The 23,216-nt window shown below is 47.9% G+C and carries 23 protein-coding genes and 1 riboswitch; of the genes, 3 read left to right on the forward strand and 20 right to left on the reverse strand.

Features of this window, described 5'->3' with window-relative positions:
* Positions 1 to 4: 4 nt before the first annotated feature.
* The 20 genes from PHR44_08085 to PHR44_08180 all read right to left on the reverse strand — a co-directional run bounded on the left by PHR44_08085 (position 5) and on the right by PHR44_08180 (position 17,785).
* On the reverse strand, positions 5 to 901 hold the full coding sequence (locus tag PHR44_08085; protein ID MDD4910615.1) for a type II secretion system F family protein: 897 nt from the start codon (positions 899 to 901) through the stop codon (positions 5 to 7).
* Position 902: 1 nt separating this feature from the next.
* Complete coding sequence (locus tag PHR44_08090; protein ID MDD4910616.1) at positions 903 to 1,751, reverse strand: type II secretion system F family protein; 849 nt, start codon at positions 1,749 to 1,751, stop codon at positions 903 to 905.
* Positions 1,748 to 2,110 carry a hypothetical protein gene (locus tag PHR44_08095; GenBank protein ID MDD4910617.1) on the reverse strand — a complete coding sequence of 121 codons (363 nt, stop codon included), beginning with the start codon at positions 2,108 to 2,110 and terminating at the stop codon, positions 1,748 to 1,750. Before PHR44_08095 ends, PHR44_08090 begins: the two co-directional genes overlap by 4 nt.
* Positions 2,082 to 4,886, reverse strand: a complete 2,805-nt coding sequence (locus PHR44_08100; protein MDD4910618.1) for a hypothetical protein — start codon at positions 4,884 to 4,886, stop codon at positions 2,082 to 2,084. Before PHR44_08100 ends, PHR44_08095 begins: the two co-directional genes overlap by 29 nt.
* Before the next feature lie 28 nt (positions 4,887 to 4,914).
* Positions 4,915 to 5,262 carry a hypothetical protein gene (locus tag PHR44_08105; GenBank protein ID MDD4910619.1) on the reverse strand — a complete coding sequence of 116 codons (348 nt, stop codon included), beginning with the start codon at positions 5,260 to 5,262 and terminating at the stop codon, positions 4,915 to 4,917.
* Positions 5,210 to 6,517 (reverse strand): hypothetical protein, encoded by a 1,308-nt coding sequence (locus PHR44_08110; GenBank protein MDD4910620.1) that lies wholly within the window; start codon positions 6,515 to 6,517, stop codon positions 5,210 to 5,212. Before PHR44_08110 ends, PHR44_08105 begins: the two co-directional genes overlap by 53 nt.
* Positions 6,498 to 6,836 (reverse strand): hypothetical protein, encoded by a 339-nt coding sequence (locus tag PHR44_08115; protein MDD4910621.1) that lies wholly within the window; start codon positions 6,834 to 6,836, stop codon positions 6,498 to 6,500. Before PHR44_08115 ends, PHR44_08110 begins: the two co-directional genes overlap by 20 nt.
* A gap of 10 nt (positions 6,837 to 6,846) precedes the next feature.
* Positions 6,847 to 7,308, reverse strand: a complete 462-nt coding sequence (locus PHR44_08120; GenBank protein ID MDD4910622.1) for a hypothetical protein — start codon at positions 7,306 to 7,308, stop codon at positions 6,847 to 6,849.
* Between the two features lie 42 nt (positions 7,309 to 7,350).
* Entirely contained in the window at positions 7,351 to 7,827 is a 477-nt protein-coding gene (locus PHR44_08125) for a hypothetical protein (GenBank protein ID MDD4910623.1), read from the reverse strand.
* A gap of 19 nt (positions 7,828 to 7,846) precedes the next feature.
* On the reverse strand, positions 7,847 to 8,344 hold the full coding sequence (locus PHR44_08130) for a hypothetical protein (protein ID MDD4910624.1): 498 nt from the start codon (positions 8,342 to 8,344) through the stop codon (positions 7,847 to 7,849).
* A gap of 19 nt (positions 8,345 to 8,363) precedes the next feature.
* Positions 8,364 to 8,741 (reverse strand): hypothetical protein, encoded by a 378-nt coding sequence (locus PHR44_08135; GenBank protein ID MDD4910625.1) that lies wholly within the window; start codon positions 8,739 to 8,741, stop codon positions 8,364 to 8,366.
* A 37-nt stretch (positions 8,742 to 8,778) separates the two neighbouring features.
* Positions 8,779 to 9,240: a hypothetical protein gene (locus tag PHR44_08140; protein ID MDD4910626.1), complete on the reverse strand. Its 462-nt coding sequence runs from the start codon at positions 9,238 to 9,240 to the stop codon at positions 8,779 to 8,781.
* A 37-nt stretch (positions 9,241 to 9,277) separates the two neighbouring features.
* Positions 9,278 to 9,496, reverse strand: a complete 219-nt coding sequence (locus PHR44_08145; GenBank protein MDD4910627.1) for a hypothetical protein — start codon at positions 9,494 to 9,496, stop codon at positions 9,278 to 9,280.
* A 58-nt stretch (positions 9,497 to 9,554) separates the two neighbouring features.
* The gene (locus tag PHR44_08150) at positions 9,555 to 9,719 is read right to left on the reverse strand and encodes a hypothetical protein (GenBank protein MDD4910628.1); all 165 of its coding nucleotides are present in this window, start codon (positions 9,717 to 9,719) and stop codon (positions 9,555 to 9,557) included.
* Between the two features lie 233 nt (positions 9,720 to 9,952).
* Positions 9,953 to 10,043, reverse strand: a riboswitch (cyclic di-GMP riboswitch).
* 81 nt (positions 10,044 to 10,124) lie between these two features.
* Positions 10,125 to 11,723, reverse strand: a complete 1,599-nt coding sequence (locus PHR44_08155) for a helix-turn-helix domain-containing protein (GenBank protein ID MDD4910629.1) — start codon at positions 11,721 to 11,723, stop codon at positions 10,125 to 10,127.
* Between the two features lie 125 nt (positions 11,724 to 11,848).
* Positions 11,849 to 12,190 (reverse strand): DUF192 domain-containing protein, encoded by a 342-nt coding sequence (locus tag PHR44_08160; protein ID MDD4910630.1) that lies wholly within the window; start codon positions 12,188 to 12,190, stop codon positions 11,849 to 11,851.
* The gene (locus PHR44_08165; protein MDD4910631.1) at positions 12,190 to 14,349 is read right to left on the reverse strand and encodes an ATPase, T2SS/T4P/T4SS family; all 2,160 of its coding nucleotides are present in this window, start codon (positions 14,347 to 14,349) and stop codon (positions 12,190 to 12,192) included. The genes PHR44_08160 and PHR44_08165 overlap by 1 nt, the downstream gene beginning before the upstream one ends.
* 9 nt (positions 14,350 to 14,358) lie before the next feature.
* Positions 14,359 to 15,969: a TonB family protein gene (locus PHR44_08170; GenBank protein ID MDD4910632.1), complete on the reverse strand. Its 1,611-nt coding sequence runs from the start codon at positions 15,967 to 15,969 to the stop codon at positions 14,359 to 14,361.
* Positions 15,966 to 16,859, reverse strand: coding sequence for a Flp pilus assembly protein CpaB (gene cpaB, locus PHR44_08175; protein MDD4910633.1), 894 nt, complete (start codon positions 16,857 to 16,859; stop codon positions 15,966 to 15,968). The genes PHR44_08170 and cpaB overlap by 4 nt, the downstream gene beginning before the upstream one ends.
* A gap of 5 nt (positions 16,860 to 16,864) precedes the next feature.
* Positions 16,865 to 17,785: a peptidyl-prolyl cis-trans isomerase gene (locus PHR44_08180; protein MDD4910634.1), complete on the reverse strand. Its 921-nt coding sequence runs from the start codon at positions 17,783 to 17,785 to the stop codon at positions 16,865 to 16,867.
* Between the two features lie 192 nt (positions 17,786 to 17,977).
* Between PHR44_08180 and PHR44_08185 the strand changes: the two genes are divergently transcribed.
* From PHR44_08185 to PHR44_08195, 3 genes are all read left to right on the forward strand, one after another.
* Positions 17,978 to 19,966 carry a tetratricopeptide repeat protein gene (locus PHR44_08185; protein MDD4910635.1) on the forward strand — a complete coding sequence of 663 codons (1,989 nt, stop codon included), beginning with the start codon at positions 17,978 to 17,980 and terminating at the stop codon, positions 19,964 to 19,966.
* Between the two features lie 3 nt (positions 19,967 to 19,969).
* A complete protein-coding gene (locus PHR44_08190) occupies positions 19,970 to 20,731 on the forward strand; it encodes a glycosyltransferase family 2 protein (GenBank protein MDD4910636.1) in 762 nt (253 codons plus the stop codon).
* A gap of 285 nt (positions 20,732 to 21,016) precedes the next feature.
* On the forward strand, positions 21,017 to 23,215 hold the full coding sequence (locus PHR44_08195) for a hypothetical protein (GenBank protein MDD4910637.1): 2,199 nt from the start codon (positions 21,017 to 21,019) through the stop codon (positions 23,213 to 23,215).
* Position 23,216 lies beyond the last annotated feature (1 nt).

Consider the following 23,216-nt stretch of genomic DNA (forward strand, 5'->3'; position numbering starts at 1 on the left):
TATCCTAAAATCCGAACGTCCCTCCCCGCATAAATTGCAACAATATCGGCCCGGCCACCATGATCAAAACCATCGGCAGAATGCAAAACAACAAGGGAAACAGCAATTTGATCGGCGCCTTCAGGGCCATCTCTTCCCCGTTCTGAAAACGCCGTATGCGCATCTCTTCCGACTGTATCTTCAGCGCCTCTCCCATAGGAGAACCCATCCTGTCCGCCTGAAGCAGCGTCCTTGTGAAAGACGACATCTCTACCATGTTGACCCTGTAAGAAAGGTTCTTCAGCGCCTCCCTCCTTGTGCGGCCCACCTGCGTCTCTCTATACATCATCGCCAGCTCTTCAGTTAGAGGGCATTTCTTAAAATCCCTGATGACCCTGCCCACCGCGAGCATAAAATCAAGGCCGGCGCCGACGCACAGGTAGAGCAGGTCAATGACAAAAGGCAGGTCTCGTGATATGGACCTTTGCCTCTTTTGCACCCGGCTCCTTAACCAGAGGTCAGGAAGAATAAACCCGATCGCCAAGCCCGCCGCTATATACAGCGGCCGGTTAAAAAATATTATGGAAACAACAATGCCTGCTAACGCGGTTGAGACAAACTTGAAGCTAAGGAACTCCAAAGGATTTAAAGGATATCCCGCCATAAGCAGTTTCCTCTCCAACCCCTTTAATTTAAGGCGCTTGCTTAACGGCCTGACAACAGGCAGGAACGCGTCAAGAAATTTGCGCAAAGGGTTCCTCTCCCTTTTTTCGGATTCAAGAGCGGCGATATCCAGGCTTTCCTGTTCATCCTCGGAAAGATACGCCTCTTCTCTTTTGGTAAAAGGAGACGACAGCTCAAAGGCGAGAAGGACTATCGCCGTAAAAATAAGGCAGTACGCGGATATCAATAATATGCCCATCTCACACCTCTACCTTGCTGAACTTCATAATTAAAAATATACCTATTATATAAAGCGCGGCGCCCCCGCCTAAAAGCATCTGCCCCATCTGGTCGTTAAGCATTACCTCAAAAAAGGCGTTGTTCATGGTATAGACAAAGAACCCGAAGGCGATCGGCAGAATACCCATGATCGTGCCTTGGAGCTTCCCCTGGATGCAGAGCGCGTTGACCTTGCCTATAAGCTTGTTCCTTTCCCTTATGGTAGTCACCAACTCAGAAAACGTGTCGGTAAGGTCTCCGCCGGATTCCCTGGCCACAAGTATCGCCGTATTGATCAGATCAAGCTCATCGATCGGCATCCTCTTCTTAAGATTGTTCAAGGACTGCTCAAGCGGCATACCCACGCGGTTCTCCCTCACCACCAGCCCGAACTCCTGAGATACGGGCGCGGGCATCTCTTCAACTAATGCCTCAAATGCCTGAAGCAAGCTCAGGCCCGCCTTAAGGGAGCCCGAAAGGATCATCAAGGCGTCAACCAGCTGCTGGGAGAACATTTGCCTGCGTATCCTCTCCATCTGCTTTATAACCAAAGTAGGCACTATGAGCCCGATGAAACCCGCAGCAGCGGCAGCGAGTATATTACGGAAAACCAAATACGCCCCGAACGCCAGGACAACGGGTATTAATACATCAAGGACCATGATCTTGTTAATGGGCAGGTTCAAAAACATCCTGTCAAGCTTAGGCGCGTATTGTTCCATGCGCCTCTGGCGCTGCCTTTCATACAGCTCTACTGCCAGCGGTATGCACTCATTAATAAGCAGCCCCACCGAACCAAAACTCAGGATAAATATGGCGAATTTGATCATTCCTGCTCCTCTTGTCCGTCTTCCGGTTGTGTCGCGCTTACGTATTCTCCGTGCAACCTGTCGTAATCCTCAACCTCTGTAAATTTGTTGCTATGCATTAGTTCCGAAGATGCTTCATCCGGCCCGTCTACGTTTACAGCGTTGCCATATAACCCACTTAGAACTTCGCTGCTGATCGGTTCAGAGGCCCCAGGGTCGGTTGTCACTTCATACTGCCAGCCGAAACCGATCGCGTCTGCGGCAGTCCGCCACCTTCCCTGCATAGCGCGCTTAAGGTAGACCTGCATGGTCATGACCGCCGCGACCATCACGATCACCAACACGCAATACTCAATCGCACTGATACCTTGGTTTTTCATAGTTCGCGTCCACCATTCTTGCCAGGTCGTTCGCCCGCCAGTAATGATAGGCGTATGAGCGCGACCTTATGCCCTTGCCTAAAAGCCGCAGCGCCTCTATTTCGCTTAACCTGTTATCCGGGGTTATCCGCCCCAAGTCAACAGCGTCGCCGTATCTGGAATTCCAGAAACCTATGGCGTTCTTCGGCTCATCAAACCTCTGCACTTCAACCGATACCTTGCCTTCTTTATTCCTGAGATAGACGCACCTCTTTAATCCGCCCCATTTCTTCTTCGCCTGCAGATACGGCACCTTGAACGGATACACGGTGACGTTTATAACGTGTATGCCCGCTTTGTCATCCCAGGCATACAGGGCGTTGGGAGTAAGATTCCATTTATCCTGCAACGCCTCTACCTCACCGTTGAACAACTCAATATCATCCCTGAACTGCTGGATCGCCTTTATAAAAGCGGTCATACTTCCATCCTGCCCCTGCTGCAACCTTGAAGGCCTGTCGGATGCGGGGTCAACGTCTTTATCGTATATTTCTTCGTTGATCTCATCTATTATTGCCTCTTTGATCACCTTGTCCGCGTCCCAGTTCCCATACCTGAAAATCCCATAGTAATTTTGATTTTGGATTGAATCAGGCAATGCATCCCTCATCGCGTCCCTTATTCCTGTTAACTTCAACTCCCATGCCTCTAATGACTGCAGCCACCCTTTCTCAACAACCGGTGTCTCACCTTCAAGCAATTCGCCCTCTCCGGTGCACCAGTTATCAGGAACCCAGCTTATCTCGTCATACCAGTTGTCATAATTAATCTCTGCTGAGCTTTGGTTAGGGTGGCCGGCAAGCGGCTTATATCTAGTTCCTATTTCGGGTTCAAGCCGTGCGATTTCACCTTCCGCCAGGCCTTCGGGAATATCAAGCAAATCATACAATTGGCTCTGCCACATTCCAAAAGTCGCCAGCAGGTCCTTATCGCTGATCGTCATCTGCCCCTGGACAGGCCGGTAATCCCTCTGGAGACGGCCATTAACATATTGATAACCCCAGAAATACCTGTAGCCGTAGCCGGCCGGTATATATGCGCCGCCAAAGAATGACTGCATATAGTCCTCAAATGCCTCGGCACCCCATTTTAACAAATCAACCTGGTCAACCTTATTGTATTCGCTGCCGCTGTCAGAGCGGTATTTTGCATCAAAATCTATCCAGGTCGCTGTCTCGTCCTCATCGATAAGCTGCGCTCGCAAAACAGACAGGATTGCCGAAAGATCGCTGCCGAACACCGCCGACATCGCGCCCTGTTCCAGGTCTAAACCTATATTTAAACGCACTTCTGTCTGGCTTACCTGCTCAGCCCAACCGTTTTCTGTCAATTTTCTGGAAATGCTGTCCCACTCAAGCCCGGCCTGCTCAACTAGATCTCGTGTAACTATCCCCGCGTCGGGATAAAGTTCGCTGAAGGCGCGCTCTTCCGTCGCGTTACCGGGCACATAAAACGGAAGGGTTTCTCCCGTAAGAACCAGATTATTTGCCGGTAGAGTAATATTAAAGTCGTAGGAATGATAATAAGTATAGCTGCCTCTGGAGCTGCCCCACTGCCAGCTCCAGACAGGCGCGTTGATATCTCTTGCCAGCTCTTGCATATACCGCCAAATATCACTGCTGCTGACAGTAATTGTATCGGCGTGGTCCCTGAACAACACGCGCAATAATTCGTTAAGTTTTATATCCGTATCGTTAAATGTTTCTATCAAATCGCTTCTATAGATGCTGGAACTTATATTCTGATATGAATACTTGCCGCCGGACCTGTCATAACCATAGAATTCCAGGTGATCGCTTATGCGGAAATTTCTTAACACAAATAATTTGGCAAGAAGACGTTTGATATTTGCTTCATCCGCCGCCTCTCCAGCAATATCAGGCCACTCCTCTTCATACAGGACCTGATATTGCCCGTCTTCATCCCGCTCCAGTTCTATCCTGAAGGAATTCTGCATGAATTTCTGCTCAGCGTCCCAAAACGCCTTCATCTTAAGCTTAAATTGCGCGATCTTGGCCTCTAAATCCTTATTATAGCCGTCCACGTTCTTCAGCCGCTCCACATACCATCTGGAAAACCGGCCGATCTTATCGCCTTTAATACCAAGGGGTTTCTCCCTGATATCGCGGCGGCGCTCTCTGCATACCGGCTCTTGGCCGGGATTAGGAGCGTCATAATAATAACAGCCCACCTCGCCGTCCTCATCCAGGTCAAACTCATCAGCCACCTTAACCGGGTCATCAACTATCTTGAACAGGGCGGTCTGTATCGCCCCTTCCCTGAATTTCATCTGCTCGGTCATCTTGGCAAACTGCCGGTTTACAGCCCGGACCATTGCCGGCTCGATCAGAATTGCCTGTGCCGCGACTCCTATGGTCGCTAAAACCGCTCCTACCTGGGCGCCGGTAAGCGCCGCGCCTGTTAAACCTAAAAAGCCGCCGAATCCAACAGCCATGAGAAAGGCCGCAGCCACTATTGAAAAGAAGAAGCCCCAGTTGAACTTGCACTTATGGTCTCTGTCGCCTATAAATTTATGAGAAAGATAATGGGCAAAACTGCCCAGGTTATTGGCTAAATTAAATGACGCGGCGTCTGCCGCCTGCTCTACGGAAAGCTTCCTCTGTGAAAGGTGGCCTATATTGATCGCCACGGCAGCAAACAGTATCAGCGCCGCCAATAAAAGCGTTATCAGCGTGGCGATCTGGCCCATCTTCTTTCTTTTGCCGCAGAGCATCATTTTATCTCACCTTCCATCTTTATGATCCTTAATCCCTGTGTAACGCGGGATTTTCCCGGTCAAAAACATAAAGCGGCTTTGCTGTATAAAATCCTGTTGACCAGGGGTATAATCTCTGGCGCCTTGTACCTCTCCCTAATTCTTCATCATCTCTTTTCTCGTTCTCTACTGTCGTCATGTTAAAAATCCTGCCCGACTGATAGTCGGTATGCCTGTATTTGAAATTATTGCTAAACCAGAGCAGGATATTGAACGTCCCCAAAAGCAGAACCACAAAGGCGATAAAGGCAACCGTTGATTCTATGGTTACCTGCCCCGTACCTTTACCACGGACCTTCAACCTTATGCCCTGTTGCCCATCCCTTATCTTTATCATAACGTTTCTCCGTAAACACAAGTAATCCAAAACCCTCATTGCCCTCTATATTATCGTTGGCATTGTTTCTCGCCTCTCTCAACTTTAAGTCCAGATTACTGGGGGTAACATTATTAGTTGCCCAAAGCACTTGAAAGAAAATCATCAAGTGGCTGAGGTACTCTGGATCGGCGATGACAGCCGCCTGATAATCGCTTACCAAAACAATAAATGCTTTAACGTTGGAAAAATCGCCTTCTCCGGTATTGGTTTCAGCTATATCTATGCTTGGATTCTCTGTAAATGTGTCCGGGGATATATTATGAAGCCCAAGGGGATAGATAAAATGTTCTTTCCCGTTTATCTTTACCAGGTTATTTACCAAGGCAAGCGTTTCATGTTTTAATATAAATGAACCGCTGTTTATATTCCTTTGTATCCAATAAGAATTATATCTTTCCGGCTCATTTTTGGAATCTTGCCAGACCTCACCTTCCTGGCTGTCTATAACCCTTATATAATCAACCACCTCGCGGCTGCCCATGCCGCTTCCCTCTCTCCTGTTCTCTACGCTCAACACGCTTTCCTCTTCGCCGTCGCCGTCCAGGTCAAGGCTGTCGCCTTTAGAAATCTTGTCTACGGCAACATCTTCCCACTCCCAGCTTCTAAGGCGGTCGCCATTTTCAGCAACCCAACGCATCTGTCTGACATTTACGCGCGAATCCACGGCGTTGTCTTTATCCTCAAAGAACACCGGTTTACCGTCGGCGTTCTTTTTGGGGTCAATATCTTTTCTCTTCCTGGGCATAGCCGACAAAACAGTCCCTTCCGGCGACTCTAAATGTCCGTCCCTTACATATATCGTCCGGAACCCCGCGGTTGTAAAGGTGTATCTTTTATCGCCGAAATCATAAATTACCCTGGGCAAGTCCTCTTGTTTGTCCCAGGTAATGTTGTAAAACAACTTCTGCGTCCAGACGGCAGAATTGAACTGCACAAAAGGCGTACGCTCCGCGTATCCGCTCAAACCCAGGGGGTTGCCCGGGTCAGGAACCGGCAGCTGCGTGAATCTGGCGTAGGTTATGGTCCTCGCGTCATTCCGGGCATCGTATGCCTCTTTATACGACTGCCTGAATACCTGCATAGACAGGCCATGGTTATAGTTAAGCGTCGTCCCGTATTTAACAAAAAACCCTATCACCAGAAACAGCGCCGTGCCGAATAACGCCAGCTCTGTCAAGGCCTGCCCGGATTTTTTAATTACCGAAATACTCATATTTGGATTGCCTCACCTTCTCATCTCCTTTGCGCAATGTTACGCTGCTAACCTGCTCTGTAGTGCTTCTATTGCGACCATCCGCCTGGTTCCGCGGATTAATAATACTTGATACAGACACCGAGCCGGTTTCCAGATACGTATACATACCGGAGTAAGTGTTCCCCGGAGAATACTGCTGGCCTATGTCGTCCGCGGCAAGCCGCATCCTGCCCTGGATCGCGCGCTTAACATAGGTCTGCATGGCGATCAAGGCGCCGACAATAACGATCACCAGCACGCATATCTCTAACGAGGACTGGCCTGATCTACGCATCATCTTTCCTTCCTTATTCAACCGGCTGAGTTGCCTCAGCATAAGATTTTGTCCACGTTACTTCTCCGCCTATCGGCTCTGCGCCATCCGGAAGATCGGAATGATCCGAAGGGCCAATCTCCAGCACGGTAGCGAATTCCTCATTTACAGCCGGACTGTCAACGCCGTATTGCTCATCTTTTTCGTTGCCGGCCATGAATTCGGTATCTTTAGTGTTGCTTAAACTATACGACTCTGCGGCCGATCTTGATATCTCACCCAGCATCAGGTCACGCTCAGGGACGTACTGGTCACGCTCAATATCAAACTCGGGGCCTAATTTTAAAATACTATTAGCCGAGTTAGCTATGCCGCCCTGGATCGCGCGCTTGACATAGGTCTGCATAGCCACAAGCGCTGCCCCCACAAGAGCGAATACGATAGCGTATTCGCTCAAGCTCTGGGCTTTAGTCCTCCTGATAGAACCTCCGGCCATAGCTGAACACTCCCTGTGAAGTTAAAACTGCCATAAAACACTTTAATTGCTAACGGCCTGTATCCATCGATTATGACTATCAATGGTCACATTACTCGTTGGGCTCGAGGCCTCAGGTATCGTGTCTTCGTCTGAAACAAAACCACCGTAATCCGTTGTTGCCGGCTCCGGCTCTTCGTCGCTATCCGGATCCTGTCCCCAGAACTCATGTTTTTGCTTGGCAACGATCTCCCATCCTTTACGGTTCTGCTGCTGCGTATCGATCTGTGAACCTGACCGTTCAAATTCTCCACCACTCAATTGCACCCAGTCCCTGCTAACTGTGTAAGAATCGGTCTGATGAGCGCTCTTGGTATAGCCCGGTGAATACTGCTCGCCCATATCATCGGAAGCGCTTCTCAGACGGCCCTGGTAGCCGCGCTTGATGAACGTCTGCATGGCTATGAGGGCGCCGATGATGACTACTATAAGTATGGCGAATTCCAACGTGGATTGGCCTTTGTTCTCTTTAATAAACATTTCTTCTATCACCTCCTTACTATTGAGGAATTGGCGACGTCTCTGCAGTAGCCAAATTCGTATTGAATTCTGTTGAATATCTACCACTATGCACGGCTGCCTGATCTGCGGCACTCACGCCTTCTAACGCGTCGGGTGTCTCTCCGCCAGTAATCGTGTGTTTCCGACCTTCGTTTATCTCTTCCGGAACTTCACCCCAGAATTCAAAATTTGACTTTGCCACTGACTCCTTATTGATCCTGTCTTGATGCTGGTTCTTTATCTCGGAAATAGAAATTATTTTGTTATTAGCGTCGGCCTTTACCCTCTCCTCGTTATGCGCAAAACTTATATTATACTCATCGGATTGCGTGTATCCCGGTGAATACTGCTCGCCCATATCATCGGAAGCGCTTCTCAGACGGCCCTGGTAGCCGCGCTTGATGAACGTCTGCATGGCTATGAGGGCGCCGATGATGACTACTATAAGTATGGCGAATTCCAACGTGGATTGGCCTTTGTTCTCTTTAATAAACATTTCTTCTATCACCTCCTTACTATTGGTCAACCGGAGCGTGGAATTTCTGCGCCCCCTTTCTCGCTATCTCCTCTCTGTTAATATTTCTCTCAACCTCGCCGCCTTCCTTTACTTTAGTATCTACCTCGTCGGCTCTACCGGTAGCAAACCTTGATTCAAGATAATACGGCTCATATTGCCCTGTCTGAAAACTCAATTCTGTGGTATTGCCAACATCGGTAAGCGTTATTCCCGTCTCTGTTCCGGCTATTGTCGGCTGAAGCTGCGTAGATTGCTCTATCCTGCCCTGCAGGCCTCTTTTTACGTATGTCTGCATGGCGATCGCGGCAGCTACTACCAGCCCGATAAGAACCGCGTATTCCGCGGTATTCTGCCCCTCTCTATTCCGTAGTAACATTTATTTTCACCCCCTTTAAGCGAATGAATGACTCTGACTATGTGCCGTTAATGGTCCGATTAGCTGTTGCCCCGGGTTTTTCCTGCGTCTGGTATCCTATTCTCTTTGTCTTAGTGTCGGATTCAGCGCGTAAAACAGCGCCTCCCAGACCTACATGTTCATGTTCAGGCGTTCTGCTGGCGCTTACGAAATCCGAACGAAGATATTCTGGTTCATACTGATGCCCGCTTGCGAACAGGTTCTCAGCACCGATAAAAGGCACCGTAGCATTTATGGTCGTATTTGTCGTTGTCGTATTGTTTACGGGATTGGTCGTCCGCAATACACCCGCAAGACTAAAAGTGCTTACTGTATGCGGCCTTGCGTCTACCGCGTCTTTCACCTTCCCTTGTATGCTTCTCTTAACCAATGTCTGCATGCCAATCGCGGCAGCTACTACCAGCCCTATCAGGACGGCGTATTCCGCGGTATTCTGCCCCTTTCTATTCCGTAGTAACATTTATTTTCACCCCCTTTAAGCGAATGAATGACTCTGACTATGTAGTGCCGTTTACTGTTGGCCTTTCTCCTTCTAAAGGCGTATATGTTGCCCTGTAGCTCTCGGTCTTGTCTTGCATTTCTCCCGCAACATGCGCTACACCCAACTCAAGATGCTTCTTCATAAGAGCGCTGATGACCACTACCGCAGCCACAATGGCTGTGAATACTATCACGTATTCCATTATTGACTGGCCCTTCTTCGCGTTGAACTTCATTTCTTTCACCTCCTTCTTTTAACAAAAAATCCCGGCAAAATTACCGGGATAAATCCTGTCAGGTATTCAGCGGCTCGGCGTTGATCTGATTCTCCAATGCCTTCAGATTCGCCTGCACAGCCCGCTGCACATAAACGCGCATAGCCACAAACGCGCTGACCACAATAATTATTAAGACAGCATACTCAAGTGAGGCCTGACCCCTATGCCATCTATTTACCATCGCTACCTCCGGATTGACTCTGCTATGCCGCTGAAAAAACCTCTCAATCCAAACGCGCTTTCGCTTTTCAAGTAAGCCGCGAACATCACAAAGGTCACCACCGCGAAGGCACAAAAGATCAAAAAATATTCTACTGTTGCTTGGCCTTTTTTAATTCTTAAGCACTTTGTAAAAGTTTTGTTTAAGTGCCTAATAAAAAAACCGAAAGTTTCTTTCATCATTTCCTTTCGGCTTTCGGTAGCCCGGCCTACCTTGATAACAATGTTGTCAAGGTACCGTGGCTTTGCGCATCCCGGCTTACGCCGGGAATTGCCCTTTTCGCTGCCGTTCTACTTGCACTTAAAATATACCATATATACTACTATATGTCAAGCGCAAAACTGCCTGAAATTGAAAGCGGTTACATTATTGTGAGAACCAGAAACGGCGGCCGGTTTTATCAACGCTATTTAGTTCGTTGGCGCGCTTAGAAAGATAGGCAATATCGTTGGTATGGCCTTGCGGCTGGAATTTGATGAGGTTGTATTTATCCTGTTGGATCGATCTGCCGCGTAGTTTGAAAACCCGCTCCGTTATATCGTTTAAGGCAATCTTATCATAACCTATTGGCAATAAATGTGTTGCGCAATACTTTATCAGGCCCCAGCGCCAGGCCTTAAGCACGCTCTCAAAGGATAGCGCCTCAGGTATGTATCCCCTCTCCCCCTGCTTGCGCGTTTCCTCCGTCGAGAAAACATTCTTCAGGCCGAATGAGAAAAACTCGATCCTCTTGTTGAAATCATCCAGAGCATCCTTGAAATCAGGCCATTTGTTTAAATACGCCCGGGCAACGTCCTCTTTGCTTAACGACTCTTTATCCATATCTGTCAGCAACACAAGATAATACCTGTCCCGCGAGGCCTTCTTAATGAAAATGGCCCTTAACGTAACTAATTGATTTAGCTTATGTTGCGTGAATTGAGCCGTCCCTTCCGACAATACGATCTCCTCAAGATCGGGTCCTGGCCGGAAAAAAGACCCTTCTTTTTTATCCTCTAAGGCGATTTCGGAGGCGTATTGCCCTTCAGGCAGCCCTATTATAAAGTCGGTTTTAAGGCGCGGTATCTCGCAGGCGCTGCTTATCTCCTCTCTGCCAGAGGTGAAGAACGATATGTTTTTAACGTAGAGATGCGAGGGGAACTTACAGCAGCCGATGAAATCAAGCAGGCCTTGCGGCATCTTGCTCGCTAAGGGGGCGATAAAGATAACAAACGGCTCTGTCTTGTTTATGAAGGTATTTTTTATATAAATCTCTGTATTGTAATATGTTGCGTAAAAATCTGACGGGATATTACCATAAGGCCAGATCGTCCTCGCGCTTGCGTCAATATATATTGAAGAGTCGTCTGATAACACAAATTTCAAATACTGCACCTCTCGGATACGCGGCATAAGCTCTTTGTATAACCTGAAATTGATTGCTGTATTATATTGCAATTGTTCAAGATAAGATACCAACCCCCCATAATCTATGCCGGCTCCTGTAAGGCGCTCAAACGTCTCTTTTATATAACTATTTGATTCGTAATCGTTTACGTCACCAAATAGGGAGATGTACAATAAAGTTTCCACGAGCGCCCTGATGTTTCCAGGGGCATTTTCGGCAGTGGTTTCTTGCAATAAATTCGTTATATAATCAACCCCTCCCAAAGTGTTTTCAATTGCCTTGAGCAAATATAGGCCCATATTCAATTCGCCTTCTTGAGGGAGTTTTGGGGGCTCCGGTTTTATCTCTGGCCTTATCTCAGGAAGGGGCGGCACAGGCGCCCCCTTCCTGCGCCTGCCAACAGGGCTGCTTAGATTTAATTGTTTGATTATATTATTTACTGTGGACTTTGATATTGTCTTATTGAATCTCTGAGAAAGCGTAGCGGATATTTTCCTCGCGCTCAGGCCGGGGTTTTGCTTCTTAAGATCAGAAATGCTCTGTTTGAGCTCTTCAGTTACTTTGTAGATAACGCCCATTTAGTCAGCTCAAAAATGTCCAATCTAATCTTTAAGTCAGATTGGACATTTATGCCTCCACATCAAGTATAATACAAGAGTTAACTAAAGTCAAGTTAATTCAGATTGGACAATTATAGGAGAGTTTACTGAAAGGTAATGACATCCCCTGTTTCAGTGCGGGTCTGGCGAGCAGTTCCGGAAGGAAGTTCTATGCAGTAATAAGCCCCAAGATAAATGCCAGAAAGGCGCCAGGGCTGGAGATCATGCAAAACCTTGATAACCCTGCCCTGCCTTGTGGTAAAGACAGCGTCAATGCTGAATTTCATAAAAAAGGTGTGAATGGAGGTGCAGGCGGCTATGACCAGGCCCTCTCCCTGATGAAGGGACGTCTTTCCCAAAAGCCCCTTCATGCGCGAAACCAGGGTATCGGCTAAGGCGGCGTTTTCTGCCAGAACCGTGCCCTTACCCTGGTTGATTATTTTCATTACTGCTTGAAGAGGTTATCAGGGACTTCAACACCGTGGGACTTTATTTCCTCTATAAATGAAGGGATATATCCTGTGGGGATGTAGGTGCCGGTGATCCTTCCGTCCTTATCAAGCCCTGTCTGCTTGAATGTAAAAATGTCCGCCATATCAATATGCACGTCGTCCTTCATGCCGGTGATCTCGGTGATCTGCATGATCTTCCGGGAGCCGTCAGAAAGCCGCGCCGTATGCACGATTATATCAACTGCCGAGGCGATCATTTCGCGTATGGCGCGGATAGGCAGTTCTGCCCCGGACATCAGTATCATTGAATCAAGCCGGGAAAGGACATCGTGAGTGGAATTGGCGTGTATGGTGGTAAGCGAACCGTCGTGGCCTGTGTTCATTGCCTGAAGCATATCCAGGGATTCCGGGCCGCGGCATTCGCCTATTATTACCCTATCAGGCCTCATTCTCAGGGTATTCCTGAAAAGCTCCCGTATGCTGATGCCGCCCTTGCCTTCTATATTGGGCGGCCTTGACTCAAGCCGCCCCCAATGCTCCTGGCGAAGCTTCAACTCTGCCGCGTCTTCAATGGTTATGATCCTCTCATTCTCCGGTATAAACTCGGAGAGCACATTCAAAACCGTGGTCTTGCCTGAGCCGGTTCCGCCGGACACTATCAGATTCTTACGCACGATCACGCATATCTTTAAGAAATCCTTCATCTGTTCGCTTAAGGTGCCGAACCTCAGCAGATCATTGATATTGAACCTCTCTACGCCGAATTTCCTTATGGTAAGCATTGGCCCGGTAAGGGAAAGCGGCGGGATGATCGCGTTCACGCGGGAGCCGTCAGGAAGGCGCGCGTCCACCATGGGAGTGGACTCGTCAATATGCCTGCCGAGAGGGGCGATTATCCTCTCAATGATCTGCCGGACCTGATCGTCCGAAAGAAACCTCTTGCTGGTCAATTCTATCCTGCCGCGCCTTTCTATATAGATCTGGTCCTTATTATTGACCATTATGTCGGTTATGTCTGGATCGCTGATAAGGTCTTCCAGCGGCCCTAACCCCAGCGCTTCATCCGTGATCTCTTTTATAAGCCGCTTTCTAACCTCAAAACTGGAGAGGAATGCTCCGGTCTCGGCAGCCAGGGCGTTTGACACGGCCTTCTCGGTCTTCTCCTTTATCTGGCTCACCTTATTCGGATCGATCGTATTCAGATCAAGCCGTTTCAGATCCAATTCTTCTATGATACGCTGGTGCACCCTTTTCTTAAGGATGATGACTTCGTCCCTCTCGGACTCTACTCTTTCCGCCAGGCGCAGCGGCTCAGCCAACCCCAGGCGCCGCCAGAAATCTCCTTCCTTGGCCAAAACAGATTCTCTTGCCCTCTCCAGCGCCACCTCCTGGTGTTCAATGTACAGGTCCGCCTTCTCAACAAGGACCTTGCCCAGGCCCTTGATCACATTGCTTACCTTTGAGCGCGGGGCGTCAATTACGATGGGGACCCTTCTGTTCACGGAATAACCCACTGCCTTGCCTTCCGAGGGGATCTTGGCCAGTATCTCACAGGGAAGCGCTGCCCTTACCTCCTGCCAGGTAACACCCCCCACGCTCTCTGAACGGTTGAGGAGAAGCTTTACCATTTTCAGGGGGAAGTGCAGCGATTGCAGAACATCCAATGACCACTTGGTCTGATACACGGAAAGTATGTCGGGGGTAACCACCAGGAGGACAAGGTTTGACTGATTAAAGGCATAAAACAGCATCTCAGAAAAACCCTTACCCACATCCATAATAACGTAGTCATATTCCTTATTGAGCATCGCGAAGACGTCGCTTATGTATTTTTCCTCAAGGTGCACGCTCTGGCGGGGGCGGGAGACCGCGGCAAGGAAATCAATTTTCAGATCGGGGAGTTTCAGCATAAACTCCCTTATAGACGCCACCGGCGGCTGTTTCTTAAGGCCGACTATCGCGTCAAGAAAGTTATACGACGGGCTTATGTTAAGCATGCGCGCCATATCTCCCGGCGCCTGAGTATCCAGGTCAAGCAGGGCGACCTTCTTGCCCTGGTCTTTTGCTATGCTTACGGCAAGATTGGCGGCGATAAGGGTTTTCCCTACCCCACCCTTAGTGGAGAAAATCGCGATTGTCTTAGCGGAAGGCATAGTTATTCTTCAGCGTCTTTTATAAACAATGGGGACGTCAACCCAGAGTTCTCCATCCTGGATCTGGGGCGGAAACGGAGGATAGGGGGACTGCGCTTTGGCAACGGAGATCGAGGCGTCATCAATGATCTTGTAGCCGGATGACTCGGTTAATTTTATATCCCCGAGCCGGCCGTTACGCAGGATGCGAAGGCTTAATTTCACTACCCCTTCCCATCCCGCGTCGCGGGCAACCTTAGGATAATACACTGACCTGGATATCTTGGTCTGCACTGCCTTGACGTATTTGTACACATTTTCGTTGCCCAGAAAATATGAAGGAGAGACGATATCCGCCTCAAATGAGGCATCGCTCCTCTGCCGGGACATCCCCCCCTTGCGCAGGGAAAGATTGCCGATGTCCTCTTCCTTTATAACGTGAGGGGTAAGAGTGATCACCAGCTCCGTCTGGTTATTGGTAAAACTTTTTGACCTGAACAGAGCGCCTAAAACCGGCACATCTCCCAGGGCAGGCCACTTAGTCAAGGTATCGCTGTCTTTATTCTTAATTAAACCCGCCAGAAATACGGTCTGTCCGTCCTTAAGATATAGTTCGCTCTCCGCCTTGCGCGTGTCAAAGCCGGGTATGTTGATACCGCCTGCCGTTACTGAATTAGCGGTATTTATCTCGCTTACCTCCATTGTCAGCTGGGTAATGATCGCCTCGCTTTTTGTGTAAGTAGGCTTGATCTTCAAAGAGATACCTATATCCCTGTATTCCACATTAGTGGTAAAATTCTCTCCCAGCGTGCTGGTAGTGACAATGGGCACCTCTCCGCCGACAAGGAACTCCGCCTCTTTACCGCTTAAACATACGAGTTTTGGCCGGGAAAGCACCCTGCCCTTGCCGCGCTTGATATACATGTTCAATGCCGCGGTCACGTCTGTGCGGGTAAGGTAGCCGATCCTGAATGCCTCCGCCACCCTGTGGCTGAGCGGCTCTGTGGCTATGCCTTCAAAGGGGTTTTCCGTTACGGTTGTAAGCGGCTGGAGCGTCCAGCCGACGCCCAGATTATCGGCGTCGTCTATAGTCAACTCCAGGATCTGGACGTCTATCTCAATAGAGGTCTTTGACTCCTCGGTAATAACCGTGTTTACTACATATTGTTTCAAATCGCCCAATACGTAGTCAAGCTTCTCTTTTTCCGCTTCATTCACTACCTGTCCGCTCAGAAATACCTTCCTCTCATCCTCGTTTATCTTTGTCTGAACTTCGGAAAAACCCGTATCCGCGAGGACCCGCTTGATCCGCGCGTTAACCTGGTCCAGATCCACGCTGAATACCTTCAGGCGGAAGGAGTGCTCGCCGAATTTATCCCAGTAAACAAAGGTGGTGGTGCCGTCCGCCTTAGCGTTCACTACTATATCTGTTTCAGTAACCTCGGCGACATCCGCCACAGCGGGATTACCGATCACCACCCGTGTCGGCTCTTGCGCTTCAAAATGCCTGACCTCATTCACCATCAGCATTATCTCTTCAACGCCTTCTATCTCCCCTATATCAAACAATGCCGACGCGGGAGCGGGATGCGACAGTGCCAGTAAACCAACCAGGATAGGAACTAACAGCGCTTTTCTCATTGCTCTCCCTTTCCGCCTGTCAGCGAAACGGTTTCCTTGCTAAGCCCTCTATATATCTCCACTTGCCTTGCCTGCGCCGGAGCCGTAGCTGCCTCCTGCGCCTTCTGGATCAACTCGGGATAGATATGCTGTAAGACCATATCCCAGCTTGCGGGCGGGGCCTTGGTAACCTTACTGTCCGCGGGCGAACGCAATGACAGCCGGATCTTTCCCTGTTCATGCACAAAAGAGATCAGCGTGGCCTCTTCGGGGCTGACCGCTAGCGTTATAGGCGGGTTTGCCTGGGCGCTTGAACTCTCGCCGCGGGAGGTCTGCCCCCCTACCGCTAAAATAAGTATATTCTGGAACATCGTCATTGTGGTATTCTGGACGACCTGGTTGCCGTCAGGGCCGCGCATAGGTATGGGCACGTCTCCCAGCACATCTACATAGTCACCCGGCCGTATCATTCCGCCTACCGCGGCAATATTATCTATTATCAAAGTTATGGCGCGTTTTCCAGCCGGTGTCTTCATTGCCAGGGTAGTCTCATCTCCCGGCAGTTTGATCTTATTGCTCAGAATATGCTCGCCGCTGGATATATCCAGAGAGGCGATCTTGCCGATCGCGGCTCCCGTGTGGGTTAATGCCCTGGGCTGTATGGCTGACTTGGGAACCGATTCTACCTTAACGTCCCTCTCTTCTAAAACCGTGCCGACGGAAATATCGCGCGCGGCAACAACGACATTAGAGTAATCTTCTTTCTGCGCCCGAGCCATACTCTTTAACCCCTCTTCTTTTTGCTTTATATAAGTATTAATAAGCAAAACGGCAAGCGCGCCCGCGATTATGGCTATGGCCAGAGGCATATGTTTCTTGATACCGGAAACGCCAAGGGAGGGGATCGGCATAAATATTACTCCACCTTATCTTCGTACACTTCTATTTTGGACTTACTGGAAAGACCGCCTATCAATTCTTCGATCTTCTGTTGCTGCTTGAGGAACCTCAGGCCGTTCTTAATATCATCCCACATCTGCGCCAGCGAGCGCGTCTGTCCGCCTTTCTTCTCTTCTAATTTAATAATGTAGTAGCCGTCAGGGCCTTTAAAAATACTGCTGGTCTTGCCCTGCTCAAGCGTGGGCGAAAAAGCGACATCCTCAAACTCTTTGAATTTCTGGCCCGCGGCCACAAACCCTATATCTCCGCCGTTCGCGGCTGAAGAGTCCTTGGAAGAGTTTCTGGCTACCGTCGCGAAATCAACCCCCTGGAGCAGCTGGATCAAGGCCTGCTTCGCCTCATCTTCCCCCGCCGTGACGATTATCCTGAAACGCCTCTGCTCGGGCTCGCGCAGCTGCTCTTTGAACCTGTTATAGTACTCCTCTATCTCCTGCGAGGTCACGTCTATATTGGCCGTCTCTTCCCTGACCAGCTCGGCGACCACGAGGTTCTGCTTCAATTTATTCAGCGCCACCTCTACCTCGGGGTTATCGTCAAGGTTTCTGGCCATACCCTCCTGATAGAGAAGCTCCCTTCTAACCAGTTCATTCCTGAGATAATCCAGTTTTTTATCCCGCGTATCTATCTTAAGCTCTGGCCTGTCCGCGGGGACCAGGTTGTTGTAACCCGCAACCTCCTGATTTAAGTCCTCCAAGGTCACGAATGAATCGTTGACCTTGGCCGCGATGGTACCCTGGGGCTTAGCCGCCTTCGCTTCTGTTGTCTTTTTTTCTGCCCCGGCCTGCTTTTTTAAAAAGGGGATCTGGTCGCATCCCCACAACATAGCTGCTGATAAGATCACGAAAGAAAGAAAAACATGACTGCCCCTGCCCTTCATATGATTACCTCCCCGTAAAAAGAAAAAGCCAGCCGGTAATTTTTACCGCGGTGCTGGCCGTCCTCATAAACAATATCCTTTCTCATATCTTGTTTATATTCTATAACATAAATATAATAAGAGTGCAAGAAAAATTTTAATATAAATAAAAAACTTTTAAGAAGAGAAATATGGTATATAATCTTAGTGAAAATGGCTGACAGGTCTAAGTTCATAAAAAACACTGAGTTCGCGTTAGGGGCAGCCGCCCTTGCCTTTCTCTTCGCTCTTTTATACCTGAATATGCTCATCCAGTCGCGCGATCCGGATATCTGGCTGCATCTTAAGACCGGAGAATATATTGTCCAGAACCGGGCTGTGCCGCAAGAAGACATATTCTCCTCTACGGTATCCGGAAAAGAATGGATCGACCATTCCTGGCTTGTGCAGGTGATCTTCTATTCGGTATTTCATCTGTCGGGAATAAACAGCGTTGCCTCTCTCTGCGCCGTCATAGTCCTGCTTGCCTTTCTTTTCCTCTTTCTAAGCACCTACGAGCAGCGCGAGTATTTGGTCTTAAGCGTACTCATGCTGACAATAACGCTCCTGGCCTCGCTTATAAGGTTCAACCTGAAACCGGAAAACTTCTCCCTTCTGTTTTTTGCTATTTATCTATACATATTAAGGAAGCATCCGCATAATAAAATCGTCTTCATCCTGCCCCTGATACAGGTTATCTGGGCAAACTGCCACGGATTCTTTATATTGGGCCCTCTTTTATTGTTGATATTTATCGTCGCGGAAAAGACAAAACGACATCTGTGGCCGGTCTTCCTGCTGGCCTGCGCCGCGTCTTTCCTGACCCCATACGGTTATAAAGGGGTGCTGTATCCCTTCACCATAATATTAGGATCCACAGGAAAGATCGGCATATTTTATAAACATATAATCGAGCTTCTGCCCACCTGGCAATTAGGCCCGCGGGCGTTCCTGCCGTATCTTGCTTTGATCATAATCTCTCTATTCTCATTTTTACTAAATCATAAAAAACTTAATCCCGCCTATATTATAATCTGGCTGTCGCTTTTGGGCATATCGCTCAGGATCAACCGGAATGTCATCTTCTTCAACTTCGCGGCCTGCCTATTCACCGTGGATAATATCAGGGCATTTTGGGAAAAGGAAGGCCCTAAATTCTCCCGGGGCATTCCGGGCAAAGCCATCTCTGCATCTAAATATATCCTGATCATCTTTACAGCCGGCTGGCTGCTGCAAAAGAACGCGGCCATATTAAATAATAACCCGTATTATTATATCTCCGCAAGGGACTGCCCTGATAAAGCGGCTGAGTTCATCCTGAAAGAAGGCCTGCCGGAAAATATATTCAACGTCTTCAACCACGGTTCCTATTTTATCTATAAACTGTTCCCGCGGGAAAGGGTCTTTATTGACGGAAGGACCGAATTATACGGCGGAGGGTTCTTTGAGGACTACCAGAAAATACTTAATATCAATGAGCCGGCGATAAATAACCTGCTTGAGCGATACAAGATAAATACGGTCATATTAAGCGACAACTTGCCTACGGTATCCGGCCTGATGGCATACCTCTATCGCAGGCCGGACTGGGCCCTGGTCTATTTTGATGAAGACGCGCTGATATTCTTAAGAAATAACGAACGAAACAAAGCGCTTATCAGCCGGCTGAAAGTTGATTTAAATAACCGGCCGGTTACAAAGACGGGCCTCTCCGCTACGCACGCAAGATTTGCCTGGATGTTTTATTATCTGGGCCTTAAGGAACAGGCAATAAACGAGGCCAAAGAGGCATTAAAAATATGGGAGAGGTCTGCGGATGCCTATAATGTCCTGGGCAGGATCTATACCGCGCAAAAGCGCTACGCAGAGGCATTGGAAAATCTGCGCCTTGCCCGCGCCTATGCTCCGTCTAATATGGAAACCCTCATCGGCCTTGGCGATCTTTATATGGAAAAAAGAGAGTATGCCGAGGCGATACGGATATACAAAAAACTGGTTGATCTCTACCCTTATAAATCTGAACCACATTATCTGTTAGGAAAGGGTTACCACGCGGCAAATAACCTGAAGGCGGCTATCAAATCCCTGAAGAAGGCAGTCGGATTAAATCCCTACAAGGATAAATATCATAAAGAACTTGTACGGGTCTATAATAAAGGATAGGATATGCTGGAAGGGAAAAAGATTATCGTAGTTCTACCGGCATTTAACGCATCCGGGACGCTAAAGAAGACATACGAGGACATCCCCGAAGGCATTGTAGATCAAGTCCTATTAATAGACGACTATAGCTCCGATAATACCGTAGAAATCGCCAGGAAGTTAGGCATTGAGGTCTTTGTCCACGAAAAAAACAAAGGGTACGGAGCTAACCAGAAAACCTGCTATAAGGAGGCATTAAGAAAAGGGGCGGATATTATAATTATGCTGCACCCTGATTACCAATATCCCCCGCGGCTCATAACTGCCATGGCAGGGCTTATATGTTCGGGGATATTTGATATCGTGCTCGGCTCAAGGATACTGGGCGGAACGGCCCTTAAGGGCGGCATGCCGTTATACAAATATGTTGCTAATAGGACGGGGACATTCATAGAGAATCTCATGTTAGGGCAAAAGTTATCCGAATACCATACCGGCTACAGGGCCTTTGCCAAAGAGGTACTGCTGAACCTTCCCCTGCTTGAGAATTCCGATGATTTTGTGTTTGATAACCAGATCATCGCCCAATCCGTTTATTTCGGCTACCGCATCGGAGAAATAACCGCCCCTTCCCGATATACAAATGAATCTTCATCTATCTCTTGCATAAGAGGCATAAAATATGGTATAGAGGTAATGATAACTGCCTTGAAATTCCTGCTGCAGAAACATTCTGTGGCTAAGTTCCGTATTTTTAATAAAGATGGGGGGAAGCTCCTGCAATAACATAACGGCCAGGCCCTGCCTTCTGATATGTTTCCTCGTGCTGATCGCTTCCTAATATGGCTGAATATCATAAGGAACTGGGACGGGTTTACGAAATAACCCTCGATCCCGGTATGGCCACCGAGAAATCCGATGACGCACCAACCCGCTAATCAGATCTCAAGACTCTTCTATTCCGGCATATTTATTCTTAGTTTTTGTCTGTTAGCACTGGAAATCCTGCTAACCAGAATTCTCAGCGTAATATTCTGGTATCATTTTGCATTCTTAGTGATATCGGTTGCTATGTTCGGAATGACAACCGGCGCTCTTATTATATATCTTATTCCAAAGGCCTTCTCGCCTCATTTAACCCAAAAACATATAGCGCTTTATGCCTATCTCGGTTCTTTCGCTGTTGCCATAAGCCTGCTGTCTTTATTTTACCTGCCGGCGCTATTTGCCTTGCTAAATGCCTCCGGCATGCTTCTGCCGGTATTGTATATTTTGCTATCCCTGCCGTTTATAGCTATTGGCATATGCCTATCTTTGGGCCTTACAAGATTTCCCGAACATACGGGAAAGATCTACAGCATAAATCTTATTGGCTCTGCCCTGGGTTGTATCGGCATAATCTTTATCTTAAATACCCTCAACGCGCCTTCGGCCGTATTATTCATCGCCTTCCTCTCAGTATTAGCGGCCCTGCTATTTGCTTTTAGCGCGGGGATGGGTAGAATATTCAAGCTTTTATGTATCTTCACACTCCTGTCGGCATATGCCCTTTGCCTAAGAAATGAGTATTATAATCATATAAGGCCTCTATGGGTAAAGGGTGAAATACGCGAGAGGCCGCCCTTATACAGCAAATGGAACTTCTTCTCCTACATAACTGTTGATACACCATCAAGAAAACCTTTTGGCTGGGGATTCAGCTCAAAAATATCCTCAGCTGAAATTAATACGCAGGAGTTAATGCTGCTTATCGATGAGGGTGCCGGAACGGTCTTGACCAAGTTCAATAAACTCTCGGATTTAGAATATCTTAAATTGGACGTCTCTGCCATAGCATACTATCTGGGCCACAATGAAGATGTGCTTGTATTGGGCTCCGGAGGGGGAAGAGATCTATTGACCGCCGCGCTCTTTGGGGCAAAAAAGGTCGTGGGGGTAGAAATAAACAAAGATATAAATGAAACCGCTTTTAATAAACTTAAAGATTTTTCGGGAAAGATAAACGATTGTGGCCAAATACAATTAGCAGTGGATGAAGGTAGAAGTTACGTCTCAAGGTCTAAAGAAAAATACGATATTATACAGGCCTCCTTAGTCGATTCTTTCGCGGCTTTCGCGAATGGGGCTTTTGCCCTCACGGAAAACGGCCTCTACACGAAAGAGGCATGGGTTATTTTCCTGGAACATTTAAAGGAGAAAGGTATTTTAACGTTTTCCAGATGGTACGACATGAACAATCCTTCAGAAATATACAGGTTGATCTCGTTGGCAAGAACTGCCTTGCAGGAAATAGGCATAAAAGACCCGAGGCAAAATATTGTCCTAGTCCGCTACCTGTGGCCCGGAAGCAACTTGGGTGTGGGAACGATCCTGGTAGGAAAAAATCCTTTCTCGGATTCAGAGTTGGCGACTTTGGAGAATATAACCGATGATTTAGAATTTGAACTGGTTTTATCATCGAAGGTATCTAAGGACAGCAATTTTATTTCCATCCTGGAAGGCGCTCCCTATCTCTTTTTAAACATCAGCCCCCCCACGGACAACAAGCCGTTTTTCTTTTATTTCGCTGAGTTCCGCGACCTTTTTTCAAAGAATATATCTGATCAAGGAATAATCGTCCTAAGAAAGACCTTCTTCAGTATATTAATCTTTGGGACAATCTTTATTTTGATACCGTTGATATGCAGACCGCGCCATAAAGAAAACAACCCGGTATCTGTAAATATGTTGGTCTATTTTGCTTCGATTGGTTTGGGGTTTATGCTGATTGAAATACCTTTAATGCAAAGATTGGGGATATTCCTGGGACAGCCCATTTATGGATTGACCATTGTTTTATGCTCTTTACTCTTTTCTTGCGGCATAGGCAGTTATTTAACAAAATATTGCAAAAGTAACGCTAAAAAGATATTGCCGTTTTTGGTATTATTACTAGTTACTTCTATTTTACTGAATTTATTACCCTTGGTCATTAAACTGGCTACTCCCGCCCCTATACCTATAAAAATAATCTTATCTCTTTCGGCTGTAATTCTAATCGGTTTGTTTATGGGCATGCCTTTCCCCATAGGGATGGCAAATGCCGGAGGAGAGGATGCGTCGCGCGTACTTTACTGGGGAGTAAACGGTTTTACTTCTGTTTGCGGTTCTGCCCTGGCTGCGGTTATATTGATCAATTTCGGTTTCCAAAAAGCCCTTATAGCAGGCGCTATATGTTATCTAATAGCCCTCTTATCGCTATTGCCTACTTTAAAAAAATCCGCCGCTTAAA

This window comes from Candidatus Omnitrophota bacterium, from assembly GCA_028707125.1.
In the GTDB taxonomy this organism is placed as follows: Bacteria; Omnitrophota; Gorgyraeia; order Gygaellales; family JAQTUX01; genus JAQTUX01.